This is a genomic window from Streptomyces canus, assembly GCF_030816965.1.
Classification (GTDB): Bacteria; Actinomycetota; Actinomycetes; order Streptomycetales; family Streptomycetaceae; genus Streptomyces; species Streptomyces canus_E.
In genome coordinates, this window is record NZ_JAUSYQ010000002.1 from 1,798,115 (window position 1) to 1,824,750 (window position 26,636).

A 26,636-nucleotide genomic window follows, 5' to 3' on the forward strand; every position below is an offset into this window, starting at 1 on the left:
GACGGGCTCGGGGGCTGCGCCCGACATCGTCCGAGAACAGTTTATCGGTCGTGCTCGGCCACCGGCTCCCCCGTCTCGCCTCTCGGGAGTGCTGTGACCTGCGGCACGGGCATTGTGCCCAATGACGAGCGGGCTTGGCCAGGGGCGCCACGCCTCTGTGGCAGAGGTTTGAGGGGACCGAGAAGCGAATGAAACATTCACGTGAGGCGCTGTGCCACCAGATCCCACACGGTTTCGGCCAGGAACTCCTTCGGGCCGTGCGGTACCGGGGTCTCGCTGCCGTCGGCGCCCAGTACCACCGCCTCGTTCTCCTCCGACCCGAAGGTCTTGCGCTCCCCCACCTCGTTGACGACGAGGAGGTCGCAGCCCTTGCGGCGCAGTTTCGTACGACCGTTGGCCAGGACGTCGTCGGTCTCGGCGGCGAAGCCGACTATCACCTGGCCGGGGCGGGCACGTTCGGCCGAGATCTCGGCGAGGATGTCCGGATTCCGCACCAGGACGACCGGCTCGGGGTCCTGACCGACCTTCTTCTTGATCTTTCCGGCCGCGTAGGTCTGCGGGCGGAAGTCCGCGACCGCCGCCGCCATGACGACCGCGTCGGCGTCGGCCGCCGCCTTCAGGACCGCCTCGCGCAGCTGCACGGCCGTCTCCACGGGGACGACATCCACGCCCGCCGGGTCCGGCATACCGGTGTTCGCCGCGACCAGGGTGACCCGGGCACCGCGCGCGGCCGCGGTGCGGGCGAGGGCGTAGCCCTGCTTGCCGGAGGAGCGGTTGCCGAGGAACCGGACGGGGTCGAGCGGCTCGCGGGTGCCGCCGGCACTCACGACCACGTGCCGGCCCTTGAGGTCGGGCTCGGTGACGCCCCGGGCCAGCACCCGGCGACAGACCTCGAAGATCTCGGCGGGTTCCGGCAGCCGGCCCTTGCCGGTGTCGACGCCGGTCAGCCGGCCGACGGCCGGCTCGATCACGATCGCACCGCGTCGGCGCAGTGTCTGCACGTTCTCCTGGGTGGCCGGGTGCTCCCACATCTCGGTGTGCATGGCGGGCGCGAAGACGACCGGGCAGCGGGCCGTCAGGAGGGTGTTGGTGAGGAGGTCGTCCGCCAGGCCGTGCGCCGCCTTGGCGAGGGTGTCCGCGGTAGCCGGGGCCACGACCACCAGGTCGGCGTGCTGCCCGATACGGACGTGCGGGACCTCGTGGACGTCGTCCCAGACCTCGGTCGAGACCGGCTTGCCGGACAGGGCGGACCAGGTGGCGGCGCCCACGAAGTGCAGTGCGGAGGCGGTGGGGACGACGCGGACGTCGTGACCGGACTCCGTGAGCCTTCTGAGCAGCTCACAGGCCTTGTACGCGGCGATGCCGCCACTGACCCCCAGCACGACCTTCGGCTTGTCCACCGTCTCTCCCCGGCTCGGCAACGTACGACTGCGACGTACGGGTCCATCACACACCACAGGCCCGACAGTCGCGCTGCCGGGCCTGTGGATAAGTCAGCGAAAAGCTGAAAGTACTACTACTGCGCCGGGCCCTCGACGGCCTCGGACGTCAGCAGACCCGCGTTGATCTCGCGCAGGGCGATCGAGAGCGGCTTCTCGTGGACATGGGTGTCCACCAGCGGACCGACGTACTCAAGCAGGCCCTCACCGAGCTGCGAGTAGTACGCGTTGATCTGGCGGGCCCGCTTGGCCGCGTAGATCACGAGGCTGTACTTCGAGTCCGTGGCCTCGAGGAGCTCGTCGATCGGCGGGTTGATGATGCCCTCGGGCGCGGAGATGGAAGAGGACACGCTCTACCTTCCGATGGATGGGAAAGATTCAGTGCGATTGATCAAGCCTCGATGAGCAGGCGAGATCACACCACATCCATCAAGGCTAGCAGCTCGCGCGCCACGTCCTCGACGGAGGTGTTGACCAAGGTCACATCGAACTCGGGTTCAGCCGCCAGTTCGACCTTCGCCGCCTCCAGGCGGCGTTCGATCACTTCGGGCGGCTCGGTGCCACGTCCGGTGAGTCTGCGCACGAGCTCCTCCCAGGAGGGAGGAGCCAGGAACACCAACTGGGCGTCCGTCATGGACTCACGGACCTGTCGGGCACCCTGGAGGTCGATCTCCAGCAGGACGGGCTCACCCGCCTCCAGCCGCTCCAGCACGGCCGCACGCGGCGTGCCGTAACGGTTGCCGGCGAATTCCGCCCACTCCAGCAGCTCACCGTTGGCGATCAGCTTGTCCATTTCCTCGTCGGTGACGAAGAAGTACTGGACGCCGTGCTTCTCGCCGGGGCGGGGCTTACGGGTCGTCGCCGACACCGAGAGCCAGACCTCGGGGTGTTCCTTGCGCATATGGGCGACGACCGTGCTCTTGCCGACCCCTGAGGGGCCGGAGAGCACGGTCAGCCGCGGACGTTCACTCATGCAGCGATTATTCCAGCAATCCCGGAGTGCCCGGGACTCCCTTCCCGGAGTGACCCGGTTCAGGAACCGGTGCTGCCGAACTCACGCTCCAGCGAAGCGATCTGGTTGGAGCCGAGGCCGCGTACACGACGGCTCTCGGAGATGCCGAGTCGCTCCATGATCTGCTTGGCGCGGACCTTGCCCACGCCCGGCAGGGACTCGAGCAGGGCGGAGACCTTCATCTTGCCGATGACGTCGTTCTCCTGGCCCTGCTTGATGACCTCGTGAAGGGAGGCGCCGGAGTGCTTGAGTCGATTCTTGACCTCGGCCCGCTCCCGGCGAGCCGCGGCGGCCTTTTCGAGCGCGGCTGCGCGCTGTTCAGGGGTAAGGGGCGGAAGAGCCACGCCTACGTCACCTCGGATGTCGAACTTGTCGGATACGGACCGGTGAGGAACCTAGTCGCCCCACACCTGGGGAGCCACGAGCAACACGCTTGCCCGTTCACTCTGCGTCGGAGACTAGCGGGCAAGTCCGCCAGAGTCAGCGAGAACAGCGGAAAAGTCCTGGTCAGCCTCCGTCAGGTCGGACATTCCTGACATATTGCCCCGGATTTGAGGATGTATTCAGACTCAAGCGGGCCTCGAGCCACGCGTCGGAGGACTCGAACGGGGGTGCCGAACATCCGCGACGACCGTCGCGCACGCCTCATCCGGTCCTCGACGGACGCCTCACCCCGTCGGCAACGCGGACCTGATCTCGTCCGCGAACCGATCAGCGGACGCGCGCAGCGCACCGACGTCGGGACCGTGCCGCAGCAGGCCCCGGCTGACGTTCGGGACGACATTGCGGATCGCCGCTCCGAAGACCCCGGGAAGATCGGCCGGAGTGGCCCCCTGGGCCCCGACGCCGGGCGCGAGGAGCGGACCGTTGATGTCCAGGTCGTACGACGACAGATCGCCGAGCGTTGCCCCGACGACGGCACCGAAGGACCCCAGGGGCTCCTCCCCCGTGTTCTCGGCGGCCAGATGGGCCAGCATGGTCGCGCCGACGTTCCGGCCGTCCGCGCGGACGGCGTGCTGGACCTCGCCGCCCTCCGGGTTGGACGTCAGCGCGAGCACGAACAGCCCCGCGCCGCTCTCGCGCGCCAGCACGATGGCCGGCGAGAGCGAGCCGTAGCCGAGGTACGGCGACACGGTCAGCGCGTCCGAGAACAGCGGGGAGTCCTTGCGCAGGAAGGCCTCGGCGTACGCGGCCATGGTCGAGCCGATGTCACCGCGCTTGGCGTCCATGAGGACCAGTGCGCCGGCCGCGCGGGCCTCATGGACGGTCTTCTCCAGTACGGCGACACCGCGCGAGCCGAAGCGCTCGAAGAACGCGCTCTGGGGCTTGAACACGGCGACCCGGTCGGACAGCGCCTCCACGACCGTGCGGCTGAACCGCTCCAGACCGGCCACGTCGTCGTTCAGGCCCCACTCGGTGAGCAGTGAGGCGTGCGGGTCGATCCCCACGCACAGCGGGCCGCGCTCGTCCATGGCTCGGCGCAGGCGTGCGCCGAAGGGCTCGGTCATGCCGTCTTCCTCACGTCTGCGCCGACCGCGTCGGCGAGGGTGGCGTACGGGCTCGTGCGCAGGCGCGCGGCGAGCCCCTTGTGGATGGCGCGGGCCCAGAAGGGACCCTCGTAGATGAACGCGCTGTAGCCCTGGACCAGCGTGGCACCCGCCAGGATGCGCTGCCAGGCGTCCTCGGCGTCCTGGACGCCACCGACGCCCACCAGGGTGATCCGGTCGCCCACGCGCGCGTACAGGCGCCTCAGGACCTCCAGGGAGCGTTCCTTGAGGGGTGCTCCGGAGAGGCCGCCCGACTCCTTCACCAGGGCGGGTCCGGATGTCAGTCCGAGTCCCTCGCGCGCGATGGTCGTGTTGGTGGCGATGATGCCGTCCAGGCCTAGCTCGACGGCCAGGTCGGCGACCGCGTCGACGTCCTCGTCGGCGAGGTCGGGCGCGATCTTCACCAGGAGCGGGACGCGACGGGAGGCCACCCTGCGGTCGGCGGCCTCGCGGACGGCGGTCAGGAGCGGACGCAGATGGTCGACCGCCTGGAGGTTGCGCAGGCCGGGCGTGTTGGGCGACGACACGTTCACGACCAGGTAGTCGGCGTACGGCGCCAGCCGCTCCGCCGACTTCACGTAGTCGCCGATCGCCTCGGTCTCCGGGACGGCCTTGGTCTTGCCGATGTTGACGCCCACAACGGTCTTGAAAACCGGCTCGCGGGAGGCCAGGCGGGCCGCCACGGCCAGCGAGCCCTCGTTGTTGAAGCCCATGCGGTTGATGAGCGCGCGGTCCTGGACCAGGCGGAACAGCCGCTTCCTGGGGTTACCGGGCTGGGCCTCCCCGGTCACCGTGCCGATCTCGACGTGATCGAAGCCCAGCATCGTCATGCCGTCGATCGCGACCGCGTTCTTGTCGAAGCCGGCGGCGAGTCCGAAGGGGCCGTGCATGCGCAGCCCGAAGGCCTCGGTGCGCAGCTCCTTGTAGCGGGGTGCGAGAGCGGCCGCGACGAACGTGCGCAGCACGGGAAGACGGGCAGCCAGGCGGATCCACCGGAAAGCCAGGTGATGGGCCTTCTCGGGGTCCAGGCGTTTGAAGACGAGGTTGAAAAAGATCTTGTACATGGTGTCCTCACCAAGAGGGGGACACCGTTTCCGGTGTCCCCCTCAGGGCTGCTAGTCGCGGGCCGCGGTCAGGTGTTGCGCGTGTTCCTGGAGCGAACGGACGCCCACATCACCGTGGTTGAGGGCGTCGATGCCCTGGACGGCGGCGGCGAGCGCCTGGACCGTCGTGAGGCACGGGACCGACCGCGCCACGGCCGCCGTACGGATCTCGTAGCCGTCGAGGCGGCCGCCGGTGCCGTACGGGGTGTTGACGATCAGGTCTACCTCGCCGTCGTGGATGAGCTGGACGATGGTCTTCTCGCCGTTCGGGCCGGTGCCCTCGGACTGCTTGCGCACGACGGTGGCGTTGATGCCGTTGCGCTTGAGGACCTCGGCGGTGCCGGAGGTGGCGAGCAGTTCGAAGCCGTGGGCGACCAGCTCGCGCGCCGGGAAGATCATCGAGCGCTTGTCGCGGTTGGCGACCGAGATGAACGCACGCCCCTTGGTCGGCAGCGGACCGTAGGCACCCGCCTGCGACTTGGCGTACGCCGTGCCGAAGACGGAGTCGATGCCCATGACCTCGCCGGTCGAGCGCATCTCCGGGCCGAGGACCGTGTCGACGCCGCGGCCGTGGATGTCGCGGAAGCGCGACCACGGCATGACGGCCTCCTTCACGGAGATCGGCGCGTCCAGCGGGAGTTCGCCGCCGTCGCCGTTGGCCGGAAGCAGGCCCTCGGCGCGCAGTTCGGCGACGGTCGCGCCCAGCGAGATCCGGGCGGCGGCCTTGGCGAGCGGCACCGCGGTCGCCTTCGAGGTGAAGGGGACGGTGCGGGACGCGCGCGGGTTGGCCTCCAGGACGTAGAGGATGTCACCGGCCATGGCGAACTGGATGTTGATCAGGCCCCGGACGCCCACCCCGCGCGCGATGGCCTCCGTGGAGGCCCGCAGGCGCTTGATGTCGAACCCGCCCAGCGTGATCGGCGGCAGCGCGCACGCCGAGTCGCCGGAGTGGATGCCGGCCTCCTCGATGTGCTCCATCACGCCGCCCAGGTAGAGCTCCTGGCCGTCGTAGAGGGCGTCGACGTCGATCTCGATGGCGTCGTCCAGGAAGCGGTCGACCAGGACCGGCCGGGAGGGGCTGATCTCGGTCGACTCGGCGATGTAGGACTCCAGGCGGGTCTCGTCGTAGACGATCTCCATGCCGCGGCCGCCGAGGACGTAGGAGGGCCGAACGAGGACCGGGTAGCCGATCTCGTCCGCGATCGCCTTGGCGCCGGTGAAGGTGGTGGCGGTGCCGTGCTTGGGGGCCGGCAGGCCCGCCTCGGCGAGGACACGGCCGAAGGCACCACGGTCCTCGGCGGCGTGGATCGCCTCGGGAGGCGTGCCGACGATCGGAACGCCGTTGTCCTTGAGCGCCTGCGCCAGACCCAGCGGGGTCTGCCCGCCCAGCTGCACGATCACGCCCGCGACCGGACCGGCCTGCTGCTCGGCGTGGACGATCTCCAGGACGTCCTCGAGCGTGAGCGGCTCGAAGTACAGCCGGTCGGAGGTGTCGTAGTCGGTGGAGACGGTCTCGGGGTTGCAGTTGACCATCACCGTCTCGTACCCGGCGTCGGACAGCGCGAAGGAGGCGTGCACGCAGGAGTAGTCGAACTCGATGCCCTGGCCGATGCGGTTCGGACCCGAGCCCAGGATGATCACGGCGGGCTTGGTCCGGGGCGCGACCTCGCTCTCCTCGTCGTAGGAGGAGTAGAAGTACGGCGTCTTCGCGGCGAACTCGGCCGCGCAGGTGTCGACGGTCTTGTAGACGGGGCGTACGCCGAGTGCGTGCCGCACCTCGCGCACCACGTCCTCGCGCAGGCCGCGGATCTCGCCGATCTGCTGGTCGGAGAAGCCGTGCCGCTTGGCCTCGGCCAGCAGGTCGGCGTCCAGTCGCTCGGCGGCGGCCAGCTCGTCCGCGGTCTCCTTGATCAGGAAGAGCTGGTCGACGAACCAGGGGTCGATCTTCGTGTACTCGAAGACCTCCTCCGGCGTGGCGCCCGCGCGGATGGCCTGCATGACGGTGTTGACGCGGCCGTCGGTGGGCCGTACGGACTCCTCCAGGAGGGCGGTCTTGTCGCCGGGCTCGCCCACGAAGGTGAACTGACTGCCCTTCTTCTCCAGCGAGCGCAGTGCCTTCTGGAAGGCCTCGGTGAAGTTGCGGCCGATCGCCATGGCCTCGCCGACCGACTTCATGGTGGTCGTCAGCGTCGAATCCGCGGACGGGAACTTCTCGAAGGCGAACCGGGGGGCCTTGACCACCACGTAGTCGAGCGTCGGCTCGAAAGAGGCCGGGGTCTGCTCGGTGATGTCGTTCGGGATCTCGTCCAGCGTGTAGCCGACGGCGAGCTTCGCGGCGATCTTGGCGATCGGGAAGCCGGTCGCCTTGGACGCGAGCGCCGAGGAGCGGGACACGCGCGGGTTCATCTCGATGACGATGACACGGCCGTCCTCGGGGTCCACCGCGAACTGGATGTTGCAGCCGCCGGTGTCGACGCCGACCTCGCGGATGATCGCGATGCCGACGTCGCGCAGCACCTGGTACTCGCGGTCGGTCAGCGTCATCGCGGGGGCGACGGTGATCGAGTCGCCGGTGTGCACGCCCATGGGGTCGAAGTTCTCGATGGAGCAGACGACCACGACGTTGTCGTGCTTGTCGCGCATCAGCTCCAGTTCGTACTCCTTCCAGCCGAGGATGGACTCCTCCAGGAGCACCTCGGTGGTCGGCGAGAGCGTGAGGCCCTGTCCGGCGATGCGGCGCAGTTCCTCCTCGTTGTGCGCGAAGCCGGAGCCGGCGCCGCCCATGGTGAAGGACGGGCGGACGACGACGGGGTAGCCGCCGAGCGTCTCGACGCCCTGCAGGACGTCGTCCATGGAGTGGCAGATGACCGAGCGGGCGGACTCGCCGTGCCCGATCTTCTTGCGGACCTCCTCCACGACGTCCTTGAACAGGTCGCGGTCCTCGCCCTTGTTGATCGCCTCGACGTTGGCGCCGATCAGCTCGACGCCGTACTTGTCGAGGGTCCCGGCGTCATGCAGCGAGATCGCCGTGTTGAGGGCCGTCTGGCCGCCCAGGGTGGGCAGCAGGGCGTCGGGGCGCTCCTTGGCGATGATCTTCTCGACGAACTCCGGGGTGATCGGCTCGACGTAGGTGGCGTCGGCGATCTCCGGGTCGGTCATGATCGTCGCCGGGTTGGAGTTGACCAGGATCACCCTGAGGCCCTCGGCCTTCAGGACCCGGCACGCCTGTGTGCCGGAGTAGTCGAACTCGGCGGCCTGGCCGATGACGATCGGGCCGGAGCCGATGACCAGGACGGACTGGATATCGGTGCGCTTAGGCACGCTGGCCCTCCATCAGAGATACGAAGCGGTCGAACAGGTAGGCGGCGTCGTGCGGACCCGCTGCCGCTTCGGGGTGGTACTGGACGGAGAAGGCCGGCTGGTCGAGCAGCTGGAGCCCCTCCACGACGTCGTCGTTCAGGCAGACGTGGGAGACCTCGGCACGGCCGAACTCGGTCTCGCTGACCTTGTCGAGCGGCGCGTCCACGGCGAATCCGTGGTTGTGCGCGGTGACCTCGACCTTGCCGGTGGTCCGGTCCTGCACGGGCTGGTTGATGCCCCGGTGGCCGTACTTCAGCTTGTAGGTGCCGAAGCCGAGCGCGCGGCCGAGGATCTGGTTGCCGAAGCAGATGCCGAACAGGGGCGTCCTGCGCTCCAGGACGGCGGTCATCAGCGCGACCGGGCCGTCGGCGGTGGCCGGGTCGCCGGGCCCGTTGGAGAAGAAGACTCCGTCGGGGGCGACGGCGTAGACGTCCTCCGCGGTGGCCGTGGCCGGCAGTACGTGCACCTCGATGCCGCGCTCGGCCATGCGGTGCGGGGTCATGCCCTTGATGCCGAGGTCGATCGCGGCGACCGTGAACTTCTTCTCACCGACCGCGGGGACGACGTACGCCTCCTTGGTGGCGACCTCCTCGTAGAGCGAGGCGCCCTTCATGTGCGGCTGGGCCTGCACGCGTGCGACGAGCTCGGACTCGGCGGCGATCGCCTCGCCGGAGAAGATCCCGGCGCGCATGGAGCCGCCCTCGCGCAGGTGCCGGGTGAGCGCGCGGGTGTCGATGCCGGAGATCCCGACGATGTCCTGCGCGACCAGCTCGTCGTCCAGGGAGCGCTTGGAGCGCCAGTTGGACGGCACGCGCGCGGGGTCGCGCACGACGTAGCCGGAGACCCAGATGCGGCTCGACTCGTCGTCCTCGTCGTTCCACCCGGTGTTGCCGATCTGCGGGGCGGTCGCGACGACGATCTGGCGGTCGTACGACGGGTCGGTCAGGGTCTCCTGGTAGCCGGTCATGCCGGTGGAGAAGACGGCCTCGCCGAAGGTCTCCCCCACGGCCCCGTAGGAACGGCCGCGGAAGATCCGGCCGTCCTCCAGGACGAGTACCGCAGGAGCCTTCGAGGCCCCCCTTGTGGAGGTGGTCATCGTGCGCCTTCCGTTTCCGTCTTGTTGATCATGGAGTTAATGGCGTCGACCCAGTCGGTGTGCTCGGCCGCGTGGTCGGAGCGGAACCCTGAGTCGATCAGACGCTCACCGTGGGCCCAGGTCACCACGAGGAGCCCGCCCTCGGTCAGGACCTTGCCGGCGATGCCCTTGCCGAGCACCGCCTCCCGCAGGGCCTCGCGCGGGATGAAGAAGTCGGTCGCGCCGGGGCGTACGACGTCCAGTCCCGCGTCCGTCAGCGTGAGCTCGACCCGGCTGCGGGCGCCCAGGCCGTGCGCCACGATCCGGTCGAGCCACTGCCCCGCGGTGGTGGAGCCGTGGTAGCGGCCGCTCATGCCCAGTCTCGCGGGGCCGGGGGCGTCCGGCGCGGTGGGCAGCTCGGGCAGGTCGCCCTGGAGCGTGCCGCGCCACTTCCAGCCCTCGCGCATCAGCCAGTAGACGAGCGCGACGAAGAGGGCGAGGCCGACGAGCCAGCCGACGCGGGCGGCCCAGTCGGTGACCTCGGCCGACTTCTTCTCGGCGGCAAGGCCGGTGGCGAGTCCGTTGGCGAGCAGAGTTGCAGGTGTCACGTGAGCTTCCCGTCGACGAGCGTGGCCTTGCCCCGGAGCCACGTGTGCGTGACACGGCCCGGCAGCTCACGCCCCTCGTACGGAGTGTTGCGGCTGCGCGAGGCGAAGCCCGCGGGGTCCACGGACCCACGGTATTCCGTGTCGACGAGCATGAGGTTGGCGGGCTCACCAGCCGAGACGGGACGCCCGTGCCCCTTCGCCTGCCCGATCTCGGCGGGCTTGAAGGACATGCGCTCGGCGACCCCGGCCCAGTCGAGGAGCCCGGTGTCCACCATGGTCTCCTGCACCACTGACAACGCGGTCTCCAGGCCGACCATGCCCATGGCGGCCGCGGCCCACTCGCAGTCCTTGTCCTCGTGCGGGTGCGGGGCGTGGTCGGTGGCGACGATGTCGATGGTGCCGTCGGCCAGGGCCTCGCGCAGGGCGAGCACATCCCGCTGGGTGCGCAGCGGCGGGTTCACCTTGTAGACCGGGTTGTACGACCGGACCAGCTCGTCGGTGAGCAGCAGGTGGTGCGGGGTGACCTCGGCGGTGACGTCGATGCCGCGGGACTTGGCCCAGCGGACGATCTCGACGGATCCGGCGGTCGAGAGGTGGCAGATGTGGACGCGGGAGCCGACGTGCTCGGCGAGCAGGACATCCCGGGCGATGATCGATTCTTCGGCCACCGCGGGCCAGCCGCCGAGCCCCAGCTCGGCGGAGACGACGCCCTCGTTCATCTGGGCGCCCTCGGTCAGCCGCGGCTCCTGCGCGTGCTGGGCGACGACCCCGCCGAAGGCCTTCACGTACTCCAGTGCGCGCCGCATGATCACGGCGTCGTCGACGCACTTGCCGTCGTCGGAGAAGACGGTCACACCGGCGGCCGACTCGTGCATGGCACCGAGTTCGGCGAGCTTGCGGCCCTCCAGGCCGACGGTGACCGCTCCGATGGGCTGCACGTCGCAGTAGCCGTGCTGCTGGCCGAGCCGGTAGACCTGCTCGACCACACCGGCGGTGTCGGCGACCGGGAAGGTGTTGGCCATGGCGAACACGGCGGTGTAGCCGCCGGAAGCCGCCGCGCGCGTGCCCGTCAGCACCGTCTCGGAGTCCTCACGGCCCGGTTCACGCAGATGGGTGTGGAGGTCGACGAGACCCGGGAGGAGCACCTTTCCGGCCGCGTCGACGACCTCGGCGCCCTCGGCGGCCTCGTCCGAAATCTCCGTTCCGACCGCCTCGATGACCGAGCCGTCGATCAGCACGTTCTGCGGCTCGCCGCCGAGGACCTTCGCACCACGGATCAGGATCTTGCTCATGTGACTTACTTCTCCTCGATACGGGTGTGGGAGACGGCGGGCTCGTTGCCACCGAGCAGCAGATACAGAACGGCCATCCGGATGGAGACTCCGTTTGCGACCTGCTCGACGACGGTGCAGCGGTCGGAGTCGGCGACCTCGGCGGTGATCTCCATGCCGCGGACCATCGGGCCGGGGTGCATCACGATGGCGTGCTCCGGCATCCGCGCCATGCGGTCGCCGTCCAGGCCGTAGCGCCGCGAGTACTCGCGCTCGGTCGGAAAGAAGGCGGCGTTCATCCGCTCGCGCTGCACGCGCAGCATCATCACCGCGTCGGACTTGGCGAGGGTGCTGTCGAGGTCGTACGCCACCTCGCAGGGCCAGGTCTCGACGCCGACCGGCACCAGGGTGGGCGGGGCGACGAGGGTGACCTCGGCGCCGAGGGTGTGCAGCAGGTCGACGTTGGAGCGAGCGACCCGGCTGTGCAGGATGTCACCGACGATCGTGATGCGCTTGCCGGAGAGGTCCCGGCCGATCCCCGCGTCCCGGCCGACGAGCCGGCGGCGCATGGTGAACGCGTCCAGCAGGGCCTGGGTGGGGTGCTGGTGGGTGCCGTCACCGGCGTTGATGACGGCCGCGTCGATCCAGCCGGAGGTGGCGAGGCGATACGGCGCCCCCGAGGCGCCGTGGCGGATGACGACGGCGTCGACGCCCATGGCCTCCAGGGTCTGGGCGGTGTCCTTGAGGGACTCGCCCTTGGACACGCTGGAGCCCTTGGCGGTGAAGTTGATGACGTCCGCCGAGAGACGCTTCTCGGCGGCTTCGAAGGAGATACGCGTGCGCGTGGAGTCCTCGAAGAAGAGATTGACGATCGTGCGGCCGCGCAGGGTCGGCAGCTTCTTGATCGGCCGGTCGGCGACCCGGGCCATCTCCTCGGCGGTGTCGAGGATCAGGACGGCGTCGTCGCGGGTGAGGTCGGCGGCCGAGATGAGATGACGCTGCATCTTTCAGGCTCCGTAAGGCAGTTCAGGATCGGGAGATTCCGGGCAGGCGAGGGCACGCCGGAAGGGGCGTACCCGGTCCGTCTGCTGCTAGGTCTGCTTCACACCGAGCAGCACGGTGTCGCGACCGTCCTCCTCGGCGAGCTGGACCTTGACCGTCTCCCGCAGCGACGTGGGGAGGTTCTTGCCGACGTAGTCGGCGCGGATGGGCAGTTCGCGGTGGCCTCTGTCGACGAGGACCGCGAGCTGCACCGCGCGGGGGCGCCCGATGTCGTTCAGGGCGTCCAGGGCGGCGCGGATGGTGCGGCCGGAGAAGAGCACGTCGTCGACGAGGACGACCAGACGGCCGTCGATGCCGTCACCGGGAATTTCGGTGCGGGCCAGCGCACGCGGCGGGTGCATGCGCAGATCGTCGCGGTACATGGTGATGTCGAGCGAACCGACCGGAATCCTGCGGTCGGTGATCTCCTCGAGCTTGACGGCGAGCCGCTGGGCGAGGAAGACGCCTCGGGTGGGGATGCCGAGGAGCACCACGTCGTCGGCACCCTTGGCGCGTTCGACGATCTCGTGGGCGATACGGGTCAGTACGCGCGCGATGTCGGGGCCTTCGAGAACGGGCCGGGCATCGGACGCCTGGTGGTCGGAAGTGTCCTGCTTGTCCATACGAAACGGACCTCCTTCTCCGCCTCACGGGACGGACCTTAAAGGACGTCGGATTTGCGCCATCCACGGTAGCAGGCCGGAAGGACGTCCCCGATCACCCCCTTGGCCCAATCAGCCACCACTCTCGCGGAAGAGTCGGTGTGGACCATTCGGCTTGACGCGGAAGAGTCACGCTGCGTAACCTCACAGTGAGTTACCAGACGCGCGGCTCGAAACCACTGCGGCCGCGTCGATCCAGTGTCCGGGGAGCTATATGTCCAGCGAATACGCCAAACAGCTCGGGGCCAAGCTTCGGGCCATCCGCACCCAGCAGGGCCTTTCCCTCCACGGTGTCGAGGAGAAGTCCCAGGGACGCTGGAAGGCGGTCGTGGTCGGTTCGTACGAGCGCGGCGACCGCGCGGTGACGGTGCAGCGTCTTGCCGAGTTGGCGGATTTCTACGGCGTTCCGGTGCAGGAGCTGCTGCCCGGCACCACTCCGGGCGGTGCCGCCGAGCCGCCGCCGAAGCTGGTCCTGGACCTGGAGCGGCTGGCCCACGTCCCGGCCGAGAAGGCCGGCCCGCTCCAGCGGTATGCGGCGACCATCCAGTCCCAGCGTGGTGACTACAACGGCAAGGTGCTCTCGATCCGACAGGACGACCTGCGCACACTCGCCGTCATCTACGACCAGTCCCCGTCGGTGCTCACCGAGCAGCTGATCAGCTGGGGTGTGCTGGACGCGGACGCGCGTCGCGCGGTGTCCCACGAGGAGAGCTGAGCCGCTCCCAGCCTCAGCAGAAACGTGCCGCCGGGGTGGCCGGAACTTCACGGTTCCGGCCACCCCGGCGGCTTTCTGCGCGCCTTGTGGGGCCTGCGCGTACGCAGACGCCTGAGGGCCCGCAGCGGTCTCGCTGCGGGCCCTCAGGCGTTTCGCGCTCTTGCGCGTCGTGCCGACGCGGTCCTCTACGCCTCGTCCCGGCGCAGCGACGGCTTCAGTTCCTTGAGCCGGCCCAGCAGGCCGTTCACGAACGAGGGCGACTCGTCCGTGGAGAACTCCTTCGCCAGCTGCACCATCTCGTCGAGCACCACCGCGTCCGGGGTCTCGTCGGCCCAGATCAGCTCATGGGCGCCCAGACGCAGGATGTTGCGGTCGACGACCGGCATCCGGTCCAGCGTCCAGCCGACCGAGTACTGCGCGATCAGCTCGTCGATGCGCTTCGCGTGCTCCGCGTAGCCCTCGACCAACTGCATCGTGTACTCGCTCACCGGCGGCTGCCGGGTGTCTTCCCGGGAAAGCCGGATCCAGTCCGCCAGGACCGTCAGGACGTCGACTCCGCGCTGGTCGCCCTCGAAGAGGATCTGGAAGGCGCGCTTGCGGGCCGTGTTGCGGGCAGCCACGGTTAGCTGTTCACCCGGCCGAGGTAGTCGCTCGTGCGGGTGTCGACCTTGATCTTCTCACCGGTGGTGATGAAGAGCGGGACCTGGATCTGGTGACCGGTCTCCAGGGTGGCGGGCTTGGTGCCGCCGGTGGAGCGGTCGCCCTGCAGGCCGGGTTCGGTCTCCTGCACGACGAGCTCGACGGCGGCCGGCAGCTCGACGAAGAGCACCTCGCCCTCGTGCTGCGCCACGGTGGCGGTGAAGCCCTCGATCAGGAAGTTGGCGGCGTCGCCGACGGCCTTGCGGTCGATCATCAGCTGGTCGTAGGTCTCCATGTCCATGAAGACGAAGTACTCGCCGTCCATGTACGAGAACTGCATGTCGCGCTTGTCGACAGTGGCCGTCTCGACCTTGACGCCGGCGTTGAACGTCTTGTCGACGACCTTGCCGGACAGCACGTTCTTGAGCTTGGTGCGCACGAATGCAGGGCCCTTGCCGGGCTTGACGTGCTGGAACTCGACGACGGACCAGAGCTGGCCGCCTTCGAGCTTGAGCACCAGGCCGTTCTTGAGGTCGTTCGTGGAAGCCACGGTTGCGGAATCTCCTGGACTGACGTGGACGACCCCGGCGCACGCACTTCCTACAGCGCGAGCAGCTCCTTGGTCGTGATGGTGAGTAGCTCGGGTCCGCCGTCCGCCTCGGGGCGTACGACGAGCGTGTCATCGATCCGGACGCCGCCCCGTCCCGGGAGGTGGACCCCCGGTTCGACGGTGACCGGCACGCAAGCGTCCAGTTTACCCATGGCCGCGGGGGCCAGCTGCGGGTCCTCGTCGATTTCCAGTCCCACACCGTGTCCGGTGAGGATCGGGAGGCCCTCGTGGTGGCCCGCGGACTGCAGTACCTGACGGGCCGCACGGTCCACGTCACGGTAGGCAGCACCGGGTGTCAGCGACTCGCGTCCGGCCCGCTGAGCGGCGAAGACGAGGTCGTACAGCTCGATCTGCCAATCGGCGGGGGACGTACCGATGACGAAGGTACGGCCGATCTCGCAGCGGTAACCGCGGTAACTCGCGCCCAGGCAGACGGAGAGGAAATCGCCCTCCTCGACACGGCGGTCGGTGGGACGGTGGCCGGGGCGGCCGGCGTTCGGACCGGTACCCACGGACGTGGCGAAGGCCGGGCCGTCGGCGCCGTGATCGACGAGACGGCGCTCCAGTTCGAGGGCGAGATGTCGCTCGGTGCGGCCGACGAGGATGGACTCCAGGAGTTCTCCCAGTGCCTGATCGGCGATCTCGGCGCCGATGCGCAGGCAGGAGATCTCCTCCTCGTCCTTGATCACGCGGAGCTGTTCGACCGCGCCCGCGAGGTCTGCGAGGCGCAGCCGCGGGACGACCGAGCGGATGGCTCTGTGGCGGTCGACGGTGAGGTGGTGTTCCTCGACGGCGAGGGAGCCGGCGTGCTGTCCCGCCGCGAGGTCGGCCGCGGCGACGGCCGGGTCGCCGGCGGTGCCGGGGAGGGTGTGGATCCGCAGGGCCTCGTCGGGACGGCCGTCCATGCGGTCGTCCAGCGGACCGGGACAGAGTAGGACGTCCTCACTGGCACCGAGCAGGAGGACGGCGCCGCGGGGGGCGGTGCCCGCGAGGTAGCGGACGTTGGCGGGGCGGGAGATCAGCGCGGTGGCGCTGCCGCTGGCTTGACAGCGGGCCCTGAGCTTCGTTCGGCGGGTGACGTACACCTCTGACATGACACGAGCGTAGGAGTGATACGAGTGCGGCGCCGTTCGGGAGAGGCCGAGTGGGGGTTCGTGGTCCGCTGCGGGTCGGTGGGAGCCTGTCGCGCAGTCCCCGCGCCCCTGGGCAGGTGCGGATCCCCTGCGATCACCAGCTCGGTGGGCTCGCGATCGACCGTGCCAGCACCTCGTCCAGCACCCTCGCCGTCTGGGCCACGTCCATCTGACTGTTGTCGATGATCGGCAGGCCCGAGCCGTACCACCCGGCCATCCGGCCATGGATCCGGGCGACCTCTTCGTCGGTCAGGCGGCGGTTGCCCGAGCGTTCGGCGTTGCGCTCCAGGACGATCTCCAGGCCGGGCAGCAGGACCACCGGCAGCAGTCCCGGACCGACGTGCCGCTTCCAGCCGCCGAGGCCGACCACCGGACGGTCGGGGAAGACGGCGTCGTCGAGGATGCAGGAGATGCCGTTGGCCAGGAAGTTGCGGGCGGCGAAGCCGCAGGTGCGGCGGGCGAGGCGGTACTGGGCCTCGGAGTGGTCGTTCCAGCCGGACTGGGGGTCGGCGAAGCCCGAGCGGACCCACTCCCGCACGTCGTCGAGGCTGATGTGGGCGGTGGGGACCCTGCGGTGGTCGGCCCAGTATTTGGCGACGCTCGTCTTGCCGGCGCCCGCCGGGCCGATGAGCAGCACGGCGAGGGTGGTGCCCGCCGGATCGGGCACGGCGGCGGGCGGGTTGCTGGGGGCGCCCACGGGGGCCCCGGGCGGCAGCGGCACATGGCCGGTGGTGTCCGGCACCGGCGCGGGTGAGTGCTGCGGTGCGGGCGGGACCGGAGAGTGCGGCGGCGTCGGCGGAACCGGGGCCGGGGTGAAACCGGGTGCCGGAGGCGGTGGGGGCACCGGGGCGGAACCCTGGTGCGCACCCGGGTGATGCGGTCCCGGGTGGTGTGCGGCCGGCGACCAGCCGGCGGCGGGTCCGTGCCCCGGCTGGTGGGGCGGCGGCAGCGGAGAACCCACTGCGTGCTGCATCCGGTGCCACTCCGTCTCGTCTTTTCGGCTTGCTCGCCTCCGGGGCGCTCGCGTCGGTGCCGGGAGCCCGAGCGTGCTCGGCCCGAAGGCCTGTGCTCGCTCGTCCTCTCGTCTCCGACGCGCCCCTCCGGCTCACTCGCGGCAGGCTGATCGGCGCTGGTTACGGGGTGGTGCATACCCCGCTCGTCACCGAACGGTACCGCCCCCGGCCTTCCTTTGGTGAAACGGCCGGGAGCGCCCCGAAGTGCCCCTGTCGCAAGGCGAATCAGGCGGAACGCCCGTCGCGGGACTTACTGGCCGACCTCGCCGTACGCGGCGAGCAGGACCGCGGGGTCCGGGCCCTCCAGGACCGTGGGCTTGCCCAGTCCGTCGAGGACGATGAACCGCAGCAGATTGCCGCGGGACTTCTTGTCGACCTTCATGGTTTCCAGCAACTTGGGCCACTGGTCGTAGCGGTAGTGCAGCGGCAGGCCGACCGATTCGAGGACGGTGCGGTGGCGGTCGGCCGTCGCGTCGTCCAACCGGCCCGCCAGACGGCCCAGTTCGGCGGCGAAGTGCATGCCTACGGCGACCGCGGCACCGTGCCGCCACTTGTACCGCTCGTTCTTCTCGATGGCGTGGGCGAGCGTGTGACCGTAGTTGAGGATCTCCCTGAGGCCCGACTCCTTGAGGTCGGAGGAGACGACCTCGGCCTTGACCCGGATCGAGCGCTCGATGAGCTCGGCGGTGTGCGGCCCCGCCGGGGTGCGCGCGGCCTGCGGGTCGGACTCGATGAGTTCCAGGATCACCGGGTCGGCGATGAAGCCCGCCTTGATGATCTCGGCGAGTCCGGAGACGTAGTCGTTGACGGGCAGGGAGTCCAGCGCGGCCAGGTCGCACAGGACGCCGGCGGGCGGGTGGAAGGCGCCGACGAGGTTCTTGCCCTCGGCGGTGTTGATGCCGGTCTTGCCGCCGACGGCCGCGTCGACCATGGCGAGCACCGTGGTCGGGATGGCGATCCAGCGCACCCCGCGCAGCCAGGTCGCGGCCACGAACCCGGCGAGGTCGGTGGTGGCGCCGCCGCCGACGCCGACGACGACGTCGGTGCGGGTGAATCCGGACTGTCCGAGCGCCTTCCAGCAGTAGGCGGCGACCTCGGCGGTCTTGGCCTCCTCCGCGTTCGGGACCTGGATGGCGACGGCCTCGTACCCCTGTCCGGCGAGGTCGGCGCGCAGCGCGTCACCGGTGTCGGCGAGCGCCTCGGGGTGGATGATCGCGACCCGCTGCGCCTTCTCCCCGATCAAAGCGCCGAGCTCACCCAGGAGTTGACGTCCCACCAGGACCTCGTACGGCTCGCTGCCCGCGGTGCCGCCGACCTGGATGCGCGTCACTGCCTCGCTCATGCTTCCTTCAACTCCAGTGCGTCCAGCGCGATTCGGGTGACTTCTTCGGGTGTACGGCCGTCCGTGGCGACCACCGTCGTGGCGATCGATTCGTACAGGTGGCGGCGGGCCTCCATCAGCTCGCGCCACTGCTTGCGCGGGTTGACCGCGAGCAGCGGACGCGCGGCGTTCAGGCCGGTGCGCTTGACCGCCTCCTCGACGTCCATCGAGAGATACACCACCTGCTGCCCGGCCAGCAGCGCGCGCGTGTCCGCGTCCAGGATCGAGCCGCCGCCCAGCGCGAGGACACCGTCGTGCTCGGCGAGCGCCCGCGCGACGGCTGCCTTCTCGATCGCCCGGAAGACCGGCTCGCCCTCGTCGACGAAGATCTCCGCGATCGTGCGGCCCTGCTCGGCGACGATGTCGTCGTCGGTGTCCCGGTAGCCGACACCGAGCCGCTCGGCCAGCAGCTGCCCGACGGTGGACTTGCCCACGCCCATCGGACCGACCAGTACCACCTGGGGACCGGTCATCGGATGGCCAGGTTCTCGAGGTAGGACCGCACATTGCGGCGGGTCTCGGGCACGCTGTCGCCACCGAACTTCTCCGCCACCGCGTCCGCCAGGACCAGGGCGACCATGGCCTCGGCGACGATACCGGCGGCCGGGACCGCGGACACATCCGAGCGCTGGTGGTGGGCCTGCGCGGCCTCGCCGGTGGTCACGTCGACGGTCTGCAACGCGCGCGGCACGGTCGCGATCGGCTTCATCGCCGCCCGCACCCGCAGCAGCTCACCCGTGGACAGCCCGCCCTCGGTGCCGCCCGAGCGGCCCGACGTGCGCCGGATGCCCTCGGGCGAGTTCACGATCTCGTCGTGCGCCTTCGACCCGGGCACCCGCGCCAGCTCGAAGCCGTCGCCGAGCTCGACACCCTTGATCGCCTGGATGCCCATCAGCGCACCCGCCAGACGGGCATCCAGCTTGCGGTCCCAGTGCACATGCGAGCCCAGGCCCACCGGCACCCCGTAAGCCAGGATCTCCACCACACCGCCCAGGGTGTCGCCGTCCTTGTGGGCCTGGTCGACCTCGGCCACCATCGCCTTCGACGTGTCCGCGTCCAGGCAGCGCAGGGGGTCGGCGTCCAGCCTCTCGACGTCGGCCGGGGTCGGATACACACCCTGCGGGGCCTTCACCGAACACAGCTCGACGACGTGCGAGACGATCTCGATGCCGGCCGTCTCCTTCAGGTACGAGCGGGCCACCGCGCCCAGCGCCACCCGGGCCGCCGTCTCCCGCGCGGAAGCGCGCTCCAGGATCGGCCGGGCCTCGTCGAAGCCGTACTTCTGCATGCCCGCGAGATCGGCGTGACCGGGCCGCGGCCGGGTCAGCGGCGCGTTGCGCGCCAGGCCCGCCAGGATCTCCGGATCGATGGGGTCGGCCGACATGACCTGCTCCCACTTGGGCCACTCGGTGTTGCCCACCATGATGGCGACCGGGGAACCCAGGCTGAGGCCGTGCCGGACACCGCCCAGGAAGGTGACCTCGTCCTGCTCGAACTTCATCCGGGCACCGCGGCCATAGCCCAGCCGACGCCTCGCCAGGTGGTCCGCCACCATCTCCGTGGTGATCGGCACGCCGGCGGGAAGGCCCTCCAGCGTCGCGACGAGTGCGGGACCATGGGACTCCCCCGCGGTCAGCCAGCGCAACCTGCTCAACGATGCTCCTCGATGCTCGCGCCCTGGTACTGCCCTGCTTACGCGCGTCCTCGCGTACGGCAACGGCGCGACCAGGTGCGCGGCCCCGGCCCGCCACCTCCGATCCTCCCACGTTCGGCGCCGGGAGCCGGTCACAGGTCCAGCAGACGGACGTGGGCATGTGTACAGCCCTCAGGCCATCCGCTCGGCCGCGCTCAGTACGACGCTGTCAAAGGACCACTGCCACGCTTCACCGAAGAGGCTCAGCGAGCCGCCAACGCATGCTCGCCCGCCTTGCGCATGGTCTCCACCGGCGCGGGCCTGAGACCCGTCATCTGCTCGACCTGGAGCACCGCCTGGTGCACCAGCAGGTCGAGGCCGCTGACCACGGCCCCGCCGATCATCGACCAGCGGGCCGCCAGCTCGGTCGGCCACGGGTCGTAGAGCACGTCGAAGAGGGCCGCGGGGCGCTCCGGTACGGCGTGGGCGAGAGCGTCCGTCGCCCCGGCCGGGGTGGTCGCGATCACCAGAGGGGCGTCCAGGGCCTCGGCCGCGTCCGCCCAGTCCGCCGTGCGCACCTCGACGCCGAGACGCTCGCCCCACTGCCGCATCTCGGCGGCCCGGGCCTCGCTGCGCACATAGGCGACGACCTCGCCGGTGCAGATCCGGGCCAGCGCGGCGAGCGCGGAGGAGGCGGTGGCGCCGGCGCCGAGGATCGCCGCCGAGCCGACCTGTTCGATGCCCCGCTCCCTGAGGGCGGCGACCATGCCCGGGATGTCGGTGTTGTCGCCGAGGCGGCGGCCGTCCTCGGTGAACACGACGGTGTTGACCGCCTCCACCGAGGCGGCCGTGTCGCTGATCTCGTCGAGCAGCGGAATGACCGCCCGCTTGAGCGGCATGGTCACCGACAGCCCGGCCCACTCCGGCCCGAGTTGCCCGACAAACCCGGGCAGTGCGGCCTCGTCGAGCTCGAACCGGTCGTACGACCAGCCCGTGAGCCCCAACTCCTCGTAGGCGGCCCGGTGCAGGACCGGGGAGAGGGAGTGGGCGATGGGCTTTCCGAGGACGGCGGCCCGGCGGGCGTCAGCTGCCCGTGCTTGCATCGAACTTGTCCTTGAGCCTCAGGAATTCAGCGTGGGTCTTGGCGAATTCGGTGGTCTTCAAGCCGTCGGTCGCGACGAAGTAGTACCAGCCGTCGTCGGTCGGATCCAGCGCGGCCTTCAGCGCGACGTCGCCCGGATTGTCGATCGGGCCGGGCGGCAGACCCTTGTTCGTGTACGTGTTGTACGGGTCCTTGTTGCTCTTGATCTCCGACTCGGAGATGCGGATGTCGCTCTCGTTCTTCAGGTAATTGAAGGTCGAGTCGAACTGGAGCAGGCCGTAGGTCTCGGGGTTGGCGAGGTTGAGCCGGTTGTAGACCACCTCCGCCATCTTGCGGTAGTCGTCCTCGGTTTTCCCCTCGGCCTCGACGAGGCTGGCGACCGTGATGACCTGCAGCGGGCTGTCCAGCTTGAGCGCCTTGGCCTTCGCCTCCAGGTCGTACTTGCCGTAGGTCTCGGCGGCCTGGGTGACCATTTCCTTCAGCACCGTCTCGGGCTTCATGCCCTTCGCCGCGGGATAGGTACCCGGATAGAGGAAGCCCTCCAGCGGGTCCTTGATGTCCTCGTTGTCGTTCGCCCAGCTCGGCAGCCCGAGGCTCTTGTATTTCTTTTCGGCGATCTTCTTCGTGGTGCCGGAAGCAAGATCGAGTTTCTCGTCGATCCTCTTGTAGACGATGAGGTTCCGCAGTCCCGGAGCGACCAGCACGTTGTTCTGGCTCTTCCGGTCGAGCATCATCACGACGGCGCTTTCGGCGGACATCTCCTTCTTCAGCAGATAGGCGCCGGCCTGGATCGCCTTCCCCTTGGGGTTCTGCTCCTGGGCGGACACAAAGGCGTCGACGCTCTTCACGACACCCGCGTCCTTCAGCAGTCGGCCGATCGCGTACCCGCCCGCACCCTTGGGGACCTGGACGGTGACCATCTCGCTCGTCCCGTCCCCGGCATAGTCCGGGGCCGCGCCGAAACGATTTTGGTAGAACTGGTACCCGAAGTAGCCGACGCCTGCGGTGCCACCGCCGAACACCAGCAGGACCACCAGACAGGCGCATCCGCTCTTGCGCTTCTTGCCGCCCTTGTCGCCGCGCCCGCGCCGGTCGCCGCGGCCGCCTTTCGGGTCGTCGGAGTCGTCCTCGCTGTCGTCGCCGCCCGCGAAGAAGGCGTGCTCTCCCTGGTCCGGGCCCGGATCCCAGTCGATCTGCGGCTCAGGATCGGCCCGTCGACGGCTCGGCGGCTCCGGCGGCGGGTACGCGTCCGGGCTGCCGTAGTGGTCCTGCTGCTCAGCGCCGTACGCGGCCGCCTGCTGTCCGTACGGGTCCGAGGGATCGGCGGGGTACGGCACCTGCGCCTGCGTGCCTGTCGCCCAGCCGTTGCCGTTCTGGTCGTACGACTGCTGCTGGCCGTGGTACGCCTGCTGGTCGTACTGCTGCTGATGCTGGTCGTACTGCTGCTGGTTGTACTGCTCCTGCTGGTCGTACTGGCCGTCGTGCTGCGGGTACTGCTGCTGCGCCTGACCATAGGCGTCCTGCCGGCCGTCGCCCCAGCCACCGTTGTCGTACTGCGGCTGCTGCTGCGGATAGTGCTGCGGCTGGCCGCCGTAAGGGGACTGCTGACCCGCGTGGGCCTGCTGCCCTTCCCATCCGCCGTCCCCGTACAACGGGTCCTCGGGATGCCACGGTTCGGAGCCTTCGCCCCGGCCATACTCAGTCATCGATCCCCTAGAGCCGCGAGGCGGCGGTCTCCTTCACTCACCATCCGGCTACCGTTTCGCCTCTTTCTGTGCGGTGACTGTTCGAATGTCGCCGCATCGCGCGGAACGCTACCGTACCGCGATCAGATGACCACTTCGACGCCCTCGCCGGGTGCTTTACCTGACACCCGTTCGGATTCCAGCGCCTGCTGAAGAATGATCACGGCGGCTGCCTGGTCGATGACCGATCTGCCCTTTTTGGATTTCACTCCGGATGCGCGCAGTCCCTGACTGGCCGTCACGGTGGTCATCCGCTCGTCGACGAGCCGGACCGGGACGGGCGCGATCCCCCGGGCGAGCTCCTGGACGAAGCCGCGGACCTTGGCCGCGGCCGGGCCCTCGCCCCCCTTGAGGGAGCGAGGGAGGCCGACGACGACCTCAATCGGTTCGTACTCCTCGACCAGCTGCTTCAGCCGACGATGAGCTGCCGGGACGTCCCGGCCCGGGACCGTCTCCACCGGAGTGGCGAGAATCCCGTCGGGGTCGCACGAGGCGACACCGATGCGGGCGTCCCCGACGTCGATCGCGAGCCTGCGGCCTGTGCGCATTACTTGGCCGTCTCCCCGACCATGCGCTCCACGGCGTCCACGGCCTCACCGATCGCGGCCGGGTTCTGGCCACCGCCCTGCGCGACGTCCGGCTTGCCGCCACCGCCGCCGCCGAGGGTCTTGGCGGCGGCCCGGACCAGGTCACCGGCCTTGAGCCCGCGCCCACGGGCGGCCTCGTTGGTGGCGATGACCGTGAGCGGCTTGCCGTTGTTCACGGTGAAGAGGGCGACCACGGCGGCGCGTCCGCCTTGGATGCGGCCGCGCACGTCGAGGACCAGCTTGCGCAGGTCGTCGGGGGTCGTGCCGTCCGGGACCTGCCCGGTGACGACCGCGATCCCGCGGACGTCCTTGGCGGACTCGGCAAGACCGGCGGCGGCCTGCAGGACCTTCTCCGCGCGGAACTTCTCGATCTCCTTCTCGGCGTCCTTCAGCTTGCCGAGCATGGCGGAGACCTTCTCCGGAAGCTCCTCCGGACGGCCCTTGACCAGCTCCTGGAGCTGGGCGACGACGGTGTGTTCACGGGCGAGGAAGTTGTACGCGTCGACACCGACGAGCGCCTCGATACGGCGGACCCCGGAGCCGATGGACGACTCGCCGAGCAGCTTCACCAGGCCCAGCTGGGCGGTGTTGTGCACGTGGGTACCGCCGCACAGCTCCTTGGAGAAGTCGCCGATGGTCACGACACGGACCCGCTCGCCGTACTTCTCGCCGAACTCGGCGATGGCACCCTGCTTCTTGGCCTCGTCGATGCCCATGACGTCGGCGCGGACGTCGAGTTCGCGGGCGAGCACCTCGTTGATCTTCTGCTCGACGTCGGTCATCACGGCCGTCGGAACGGCGGACGGGGAACCGAAGTCGAAGCGGAAGCGGCCGGGCTGGTTCTCGGAACCGGCCTGGGCGGCCGTCGGGCCGAGCGCGTCACGCAGGGCCTGGTGGGTGAGGTGGGTGGCCGAGTGGGCGCGGGCGATGGCCGTACGGCGGCGGCTGTCGATCGAGGCGTGGGCCTTGGCCCCGACGGTCACCTCACCGAACTGCACGACGCCCTTGTGGACATAGACGCCGGGAACCGGCTTCTGGCAGTCGCGGATCTCGATGACGGCACCGGAGTCGACCTTGATCTTGCCGGTGTCGCCGATCTGGCCGCCGCCCTCGGCGTAGAACGGGGTGCGGTCCAGGACGATCTCGACCTCGTCGCCCTCGGTGGCGGCCGGGGAGGAGGCGCCGTCGACGAGGATGCCGACGATGGTGGACTCGCCCTCGGTGTCGCTGTAGCCGATGAAGTCGGTCTCACCGACCTTGTCCGCGATCTCGCGGTAGGCGCCCGCGCCGGCGTGACCGGTCTTCTTGGCCTGGGCGTCGGCCTTGGCGCGCTCCCGCTGCTCCTTCATCAGGCGGCGGAAGCCCTCCTCGTCCACGGACAGGCCCTGCTCGGCGGCCATCTCCAGGGTGAGGTCGATCGGGAAGCCCCAGGTGTCGTGGAGCAGGAACGCCTTGTCGCCGGCGAGGACCGTGCCACCGGACTGCTTGGTCTCGGTGACGGCGGTGTCGAGGATGTTGGTGCCGGCCTTCAGCGTCTTGAGGAAGGCGTTCTCCTCGGCGACGGCGACCTTTTCGATCCGCTCGCGGTCGGTGACGAGCTCGGGGTACTGCTGGCCCATCATGGCGATCACGGTGTCGATCAGGTCGAGCACGACCGGGCCGGTGGCACCGAGCAGGCGCATGTTGCGGATGGCACGGCGCATGATGCGGCGCAGGACGTAACCGCGGCCCTCGTTGCCGGGGGTGACACCGTCACCGATGAGCATCACGGACGTGCGCATGTGGTCGGTGACCACGCGCAGCGAGACGTCCGAGTCGTGGGCGTCGCCGTAGGCCACGCCGGTCAGCTCGGTGGCCTTCTTGATGACGGCCATGGAGGTGTCGATCTCGTACATGTTCTGCACGCCCTGCAGAATCATCGCGAGGCGCTCAAGTCCGAGGCCGGTGTCGATGTTCTTGCTGGGGAGCTCGCCGAGGATCTCGAAGTTGTCCTTGCCGATGCCCTCGCCGCGCTCGTACTGCATGAAGACGAGGTTCCAGATCTCCACGTACCGCTCGTCGTTGACGGCGGGGCCGCCCTCGACGCCGAACTCGGGGCCGCGGTCGTAGTTGATCTCGGAACAGGGGCCACAGGGTCCGGGGACGCCCATGGACCAGTAGTTGTCCTTCATACCGAGGCGCTGGATGCGCTCCTTGGGCACGCCGATGATCTCGTGCCAGATACGCTCGGCCTCGTCGTCGTCCTTGTAGACGGTGATCCAGAGCTTCTCCGGCTCCAGGCCGTAACCACCCTTGTCCTGGGGGCTGGTGAGCAGCTCCCAGGCGTACTTGATGGCGCCTTCCTTGAAGTAGTCGCCGAAGGAGAAGTTGCCGCACATCTGGAAGAAGGTGCCGTGCCGGGTGGTCTTGCCGACCTCTTCGATGTCGGGCGTGCGCACGCACTTCTGCACGCTGGTGGCGCGCGACCACGGGGGCTTGACCTCACCGAGGAAGTACGGCTTGAAGGGCACCATGCCGGCGGGGACCAGGAGCAGAGTCGGGTCGTCCGCGATGAGCGACGCCGAAGGGACGACGGTGTGCCCGCGCTCCTCGTAGAAGCTCAGCCAGCGGCGGCGAATCTCGGCCGACTCCATCAGTGGTCCTCATTCCGGTTGTACGAATGCGTTGTGTACGTCGAGTTCTCGATGGCGGCGATGCGCCTGGGTGCGGGGAGTTCGGGGCTGTCGTGGATACCGAGGGCATCCGTCAACTCGGCCTCCCGCTGGGCCATGTTGTCCCGGACGTCGAGCGCGAAGCCGACGGCGCGGTCCTTGAGACGGGCACCCGTCTCGATCGCTTTGTTGGCCGCGGTCACGGCGAGGTTCTCGGGGGTCAGCTGCTTCAGCTTGCGATTCACCTTGGTGGTGGCCCAGACACCCGCGGCCACGCCCGTGGAGAACCAGAAAGTACGGCGGAACATC

General features: G+C 69.4%; 25 protein-coding genes. 1 reads left to right on the top strand and 24 read right to left on the bottom strand.

All coding sequences use genetic code 11. From position 1 onward, the window contains the following. Positions 1-197: 197 nt before the first annotated feature. From coaBC to pyrR, 12 genes are all read right to left on the bottom strand, one after another. On the bottom strand, positions 198-1,400 hold the full coding sequence (coaBC, locus tag QF027_RS09275; protein WP_307073909.1) for a bifunctional phosphopantothenoylcysteine decarboxylase/phosphopantothenate--cysteine ligase CoaBC: 1,203 nt from the start codon (positions 1,398-1,400) through the stop codon (positions 198-200). Positions 1,401-1,516: 116 nt separating this feature from the next. Further along, entirely contained in the window at positions 1,517-1,789 is a 273-nt protein-coding gene (gene rpoZ, locus QF027_RS09280) for a DNA-directed RNA polymerase subunit omega (RefSeq protein WP_003988945.1), read from the bottom strand. A 65-nt stretch (positions 1,790-1,854) separates the two neighbouring features. Beyond that, a complete protein-coding gene (gene gmk / locus QF027_RS09285; RefSeq protein ID WP_057614149.1) occupies positions 1,855-2,412 on the bottom strand; it encodes a guanylate kinase in 558 nt (185 codons plus the stop codon). Between the two features lie 59 nt (positions 2,413-2,471). After that, positions 2,472-2,795 carry an integration host factor gene (locus tag QF027_RS09290; RefSeq protein WP_003977346.1) on the bottom strand — a complete coding sequence of 108 codons (324 nt, stop codon included), beginning with the start codon at positions 2,793-2,795 and terminating at the stop codon, positions 2,472-2,474. 324 nt (positions 2,796-3,119) lie between these two features. Then, positions 3,120-3,959, bottom strand: coding sequence for an orotidine-5'-phosphate decarboxylase (gene pyrF, locus QF027_RS09295; protein ID WP_306984292.1), 840 nt, complete (start codon positions 3,957-3,959; stop codon positions 3,120-3,122). Continuing rightward, the gene (locus QF027_RS09300; RefSeq protein ID WP_306984290.1) at positions 3,956-5,062 is read right to left on the bottom strand and encodes a quinone-dependent dihydroorotate dehydrogenase; all 1,107 of its coding nucleotides are present in this window, start codon (positions 5,060-5,062) and stop codon (positions 3,956-3,958) included. The genes pyrF and QF027_RS09300 overlap by 4 nt, the downstream gene beginning before the upstream one ends. A 51-nt stretch (positions 5,063-5,113) precedes the next feature. Beyond that, positions 5,114-8,422 carry a carbamoyl-phosphate synthase large subunit gene (gene carB / locus QF027_RS09305; protein WP_306984288.1) on the bottom strand — a complete coding sequence of 1,103 codons (3,309 nt, stop codon included), beginning with the start codon at positions 8,420-8,422 and terminating at the stop codon, positions 5,114-5,116. After that, positions 8,415-9,557: a glutamine-hydrolyzing carbamoyl-phosphate synthase small subunit gene (gene carA / locus QF027_RS09310; RefSeq protein WP_307073911.1), complete on the bottom strand. Its 1,143-nt coding sequence runs from the start codon at positions 9,555-9,557 to the stop codon at positions 8,415-8,417. The genes carB and carA overlap by 8 nt, the downstream gene beginning before the upstream one ends. Beyond that, positions 9,554-10,144 carry a PH-like domain-containing protein gene (locus QF027_RS09315; RefSeq protein WP_306984285.1) on the bottom strand — a complete coding sequence of 197 codons (591 nt, stop codon included), beginning with the start codon at positions 10,142-10,144 and terminating at the stop codon, positions 9,554-9,556. Before QF027_RS09315 ends, carA begins: the two co-directional genes overlap by 4 nt. Further along, the gene (locus tag QF027_RS09320; protein ID WP_307073913.1) at positions 10,141-11,436 is read right to left on the bottom strand and encodes a dihydroorotase; all 1,296 of its coding nucleotides are present in this window, start codon (positions 11,434-11,436) and stop codon (positions 10,141-10,143) included. The genes QF027_RS09315 and QF027_RS09320 overlap by 4 nt, the downstream gene beginning before the upstream one ends. Before the next feature lie 5 nt (positions 11,437-11,441). Beyond that, complete coding sequence (locus tag QF027_RS09325; protein ID WP_307073915.1) at positions 11,442-12,419, bottom strand: aspartate carbamoyltransferase catalytic subunit; 978 nt, start codon at positions 12,417-12,419, stop codon at positions 11,442-11,444. Between the two features lie 87 nt (positions 12,420-12,506). Then, positions 12,507-13,079, bottom strand: a complete 573-nt coding sequence (pyrR, locus tag QF027_RS09330; protein ID WP_057614157.1) for a bifunctional pyr operon transcriptional regulator/uracil phosphoribosyltransferase PyrR — start codon at positions 13,077-13,079, stop codon at positions 12,507-12,509. Positions 13,080-13,332: 253 nt separating this feature from the next. Between pyrR and bldD the strand changes: the two genes are divergently transcribed. Further along, entirely contained in the window at positions 13,333-13,833 is a 501-nt protein-coding gene (gene bldD, locus QF027_RS09335; RefSeq protein ID WP_003956405.1) for a transcriptional regulator BldD, read from the top strand. 185 nt (positions 13,834-14,018) lie between these two features. On the opposite strand, the gene nusB is transcribed toward bldD, so the two are convergent. From nusB to QF027_RS09395, 12 genes are all read right to left on the bottom strand, one after another. Beyond that, on the bottom strand, positions 14,019-14,453 hold the full coding sequence (gene nusB / locus QF027_RS09340; RefSeq protein WP_306984273.1) for a transcription antitermination factor NusB: 435 nt from the start codon (positions 14,451-14,453) through the stop codon (positions 14,019-14,021). 2 nt (positions 14,454-14,455) lie between these two features. Further along, positions 14,456-15,022 (bottom strand): elongation factor P, encoded by a 567-nt coding sequence (gene efp / locus QF027_RS09345; protein ID WP_057614159.1) that lies wholly within the window; start codon positions 15,020-15,022, stop codon positions 14,456-14,458. 50 nt (positions 15,023-15,072) lie between these two features. Next, positions 15,073-16,176 (bottom strand): aminopeptidase P family protein, encoded by a 1,104-nt coding sequence (locus QF027_RS09350; RefSeq protein WP_306984269.1) that lies wholly within the window; start codon positions 16,174-16,176, stop codon positions 15,073-15,075. Between the two features lie 133 nt (positions 16,177-16,309). Further along, positions 16,310-17,188, bottom strand: a complete 879-nt coding sequence (locus QF027_RS09355; protein WP_306984267.1) for a Pro-rich N-terminal domain-containing protein — start codon at positions 17,186-17,188, stop codon at positions 16,310-16,312. Positions 17,189-17,478: 290 nt separating this feature from the next. Continuing rightward, entirely contained in the window at positions 17,479-18,570 is a 1,092-nt protein-coding gene (gene aroB / locus QF027_RS09360; protein ID WP_306984265.1) for a 3-dehydroquinate synthase, read from the bottom strand. Beyond that, a complete protein-coding gene (locus tag QF027_RS09365; RefSeq protein ID WP_306984263.1) occupies positions 18,567-19,082 on the bottom strand; it encodes a shikimate kinase in 516 nt (171 codons plus the stop codon). Before QF027_RS09365 ends, aroB begins: the two co-directional genes overlap by 4 nt. Further along, on the bottom strand, positions 19,079-20,263 hold the full coding sequence (gene aroC, locus QF027_RS09370; protein ID WP_306984261.1) for a chorismate synthase: 1,185 nt from the start codon (positions 20,261-20,263) through the stop codon (positions 19,079-19,081). Before aroC ends, QF027_RS09365 begins: the two co-directional genes overlap by 4 nt. A 242-nt stretch (positions 20,264-20,505) precedes the next feature. After that, a complete protein-coding gene (locus QF027_RS09375; protein WP_307073917.1) occupies positions 20,506-21,345 on the bottom strand; it encodes a shikimate dehydrogenase in 840 nt (279 codons plus the stop codon). Then, positions 21,326-23,050 (bottom strand): endolytic transglycosylase MltG, encoded by a 1,725-nt coding sequence (gene mltG / locus QF027_RS09380; RefSeq protein ID WP_307073919.1) that lies wholly within the window; start codon positions 23,048-23,050, stop codon positions 21,326-21,328. The genes QF027_RS09375 and mltG overlap by 20 nt, the downstream gene beginning before the upstream one ends. A 122-nt stretch (positions 23,051-23,172) precedes the next feature. Further along, positions 23,173-23,637 carry a Holliday junction resolvase RuvX gene (gene ruvX / locus QF027_RS09385; protein ID WP_306984253.1) on the bottom strand — a complete coding sequence of 155 codons (465 nt, stop codon included), beginning with the start codon at positions 23,635-23,637 and terminating at the stop codon, positions 23,173-23,175. Continuing rightward, positions 23,637-26,309 (bottom strand): alanine--tRNA ligase, encoded by a 2,673-nt coding sequence (alaS, locus tag QF027_RS09390; protein ID WP_307073921.1) that lies wholly within the window; start codon positions 26,307-26,309, stop codon positions 23,637-23,639. The genes ruvX and alaS overlap by 1 nt, the downstream gene beginning before the upstream one ends. Continuing rightward, the gene (locus QF027_RS09395) at positions 26,309-26,635 is read right to left on the bottom strand and encodes a hypothetical protein (protein WP_306984249.1); all 327 of its coding nucleotides are present in this window, start codon (positions 26,633-26,635) and stop codon (positions 26,309-26,311) included. The genes alaS and QF027_RS09395 overlap by 1 nt, the downstream gene beginning before the upstream one ends. Position 26,636 lies beyond the last annotated feature (1 nt).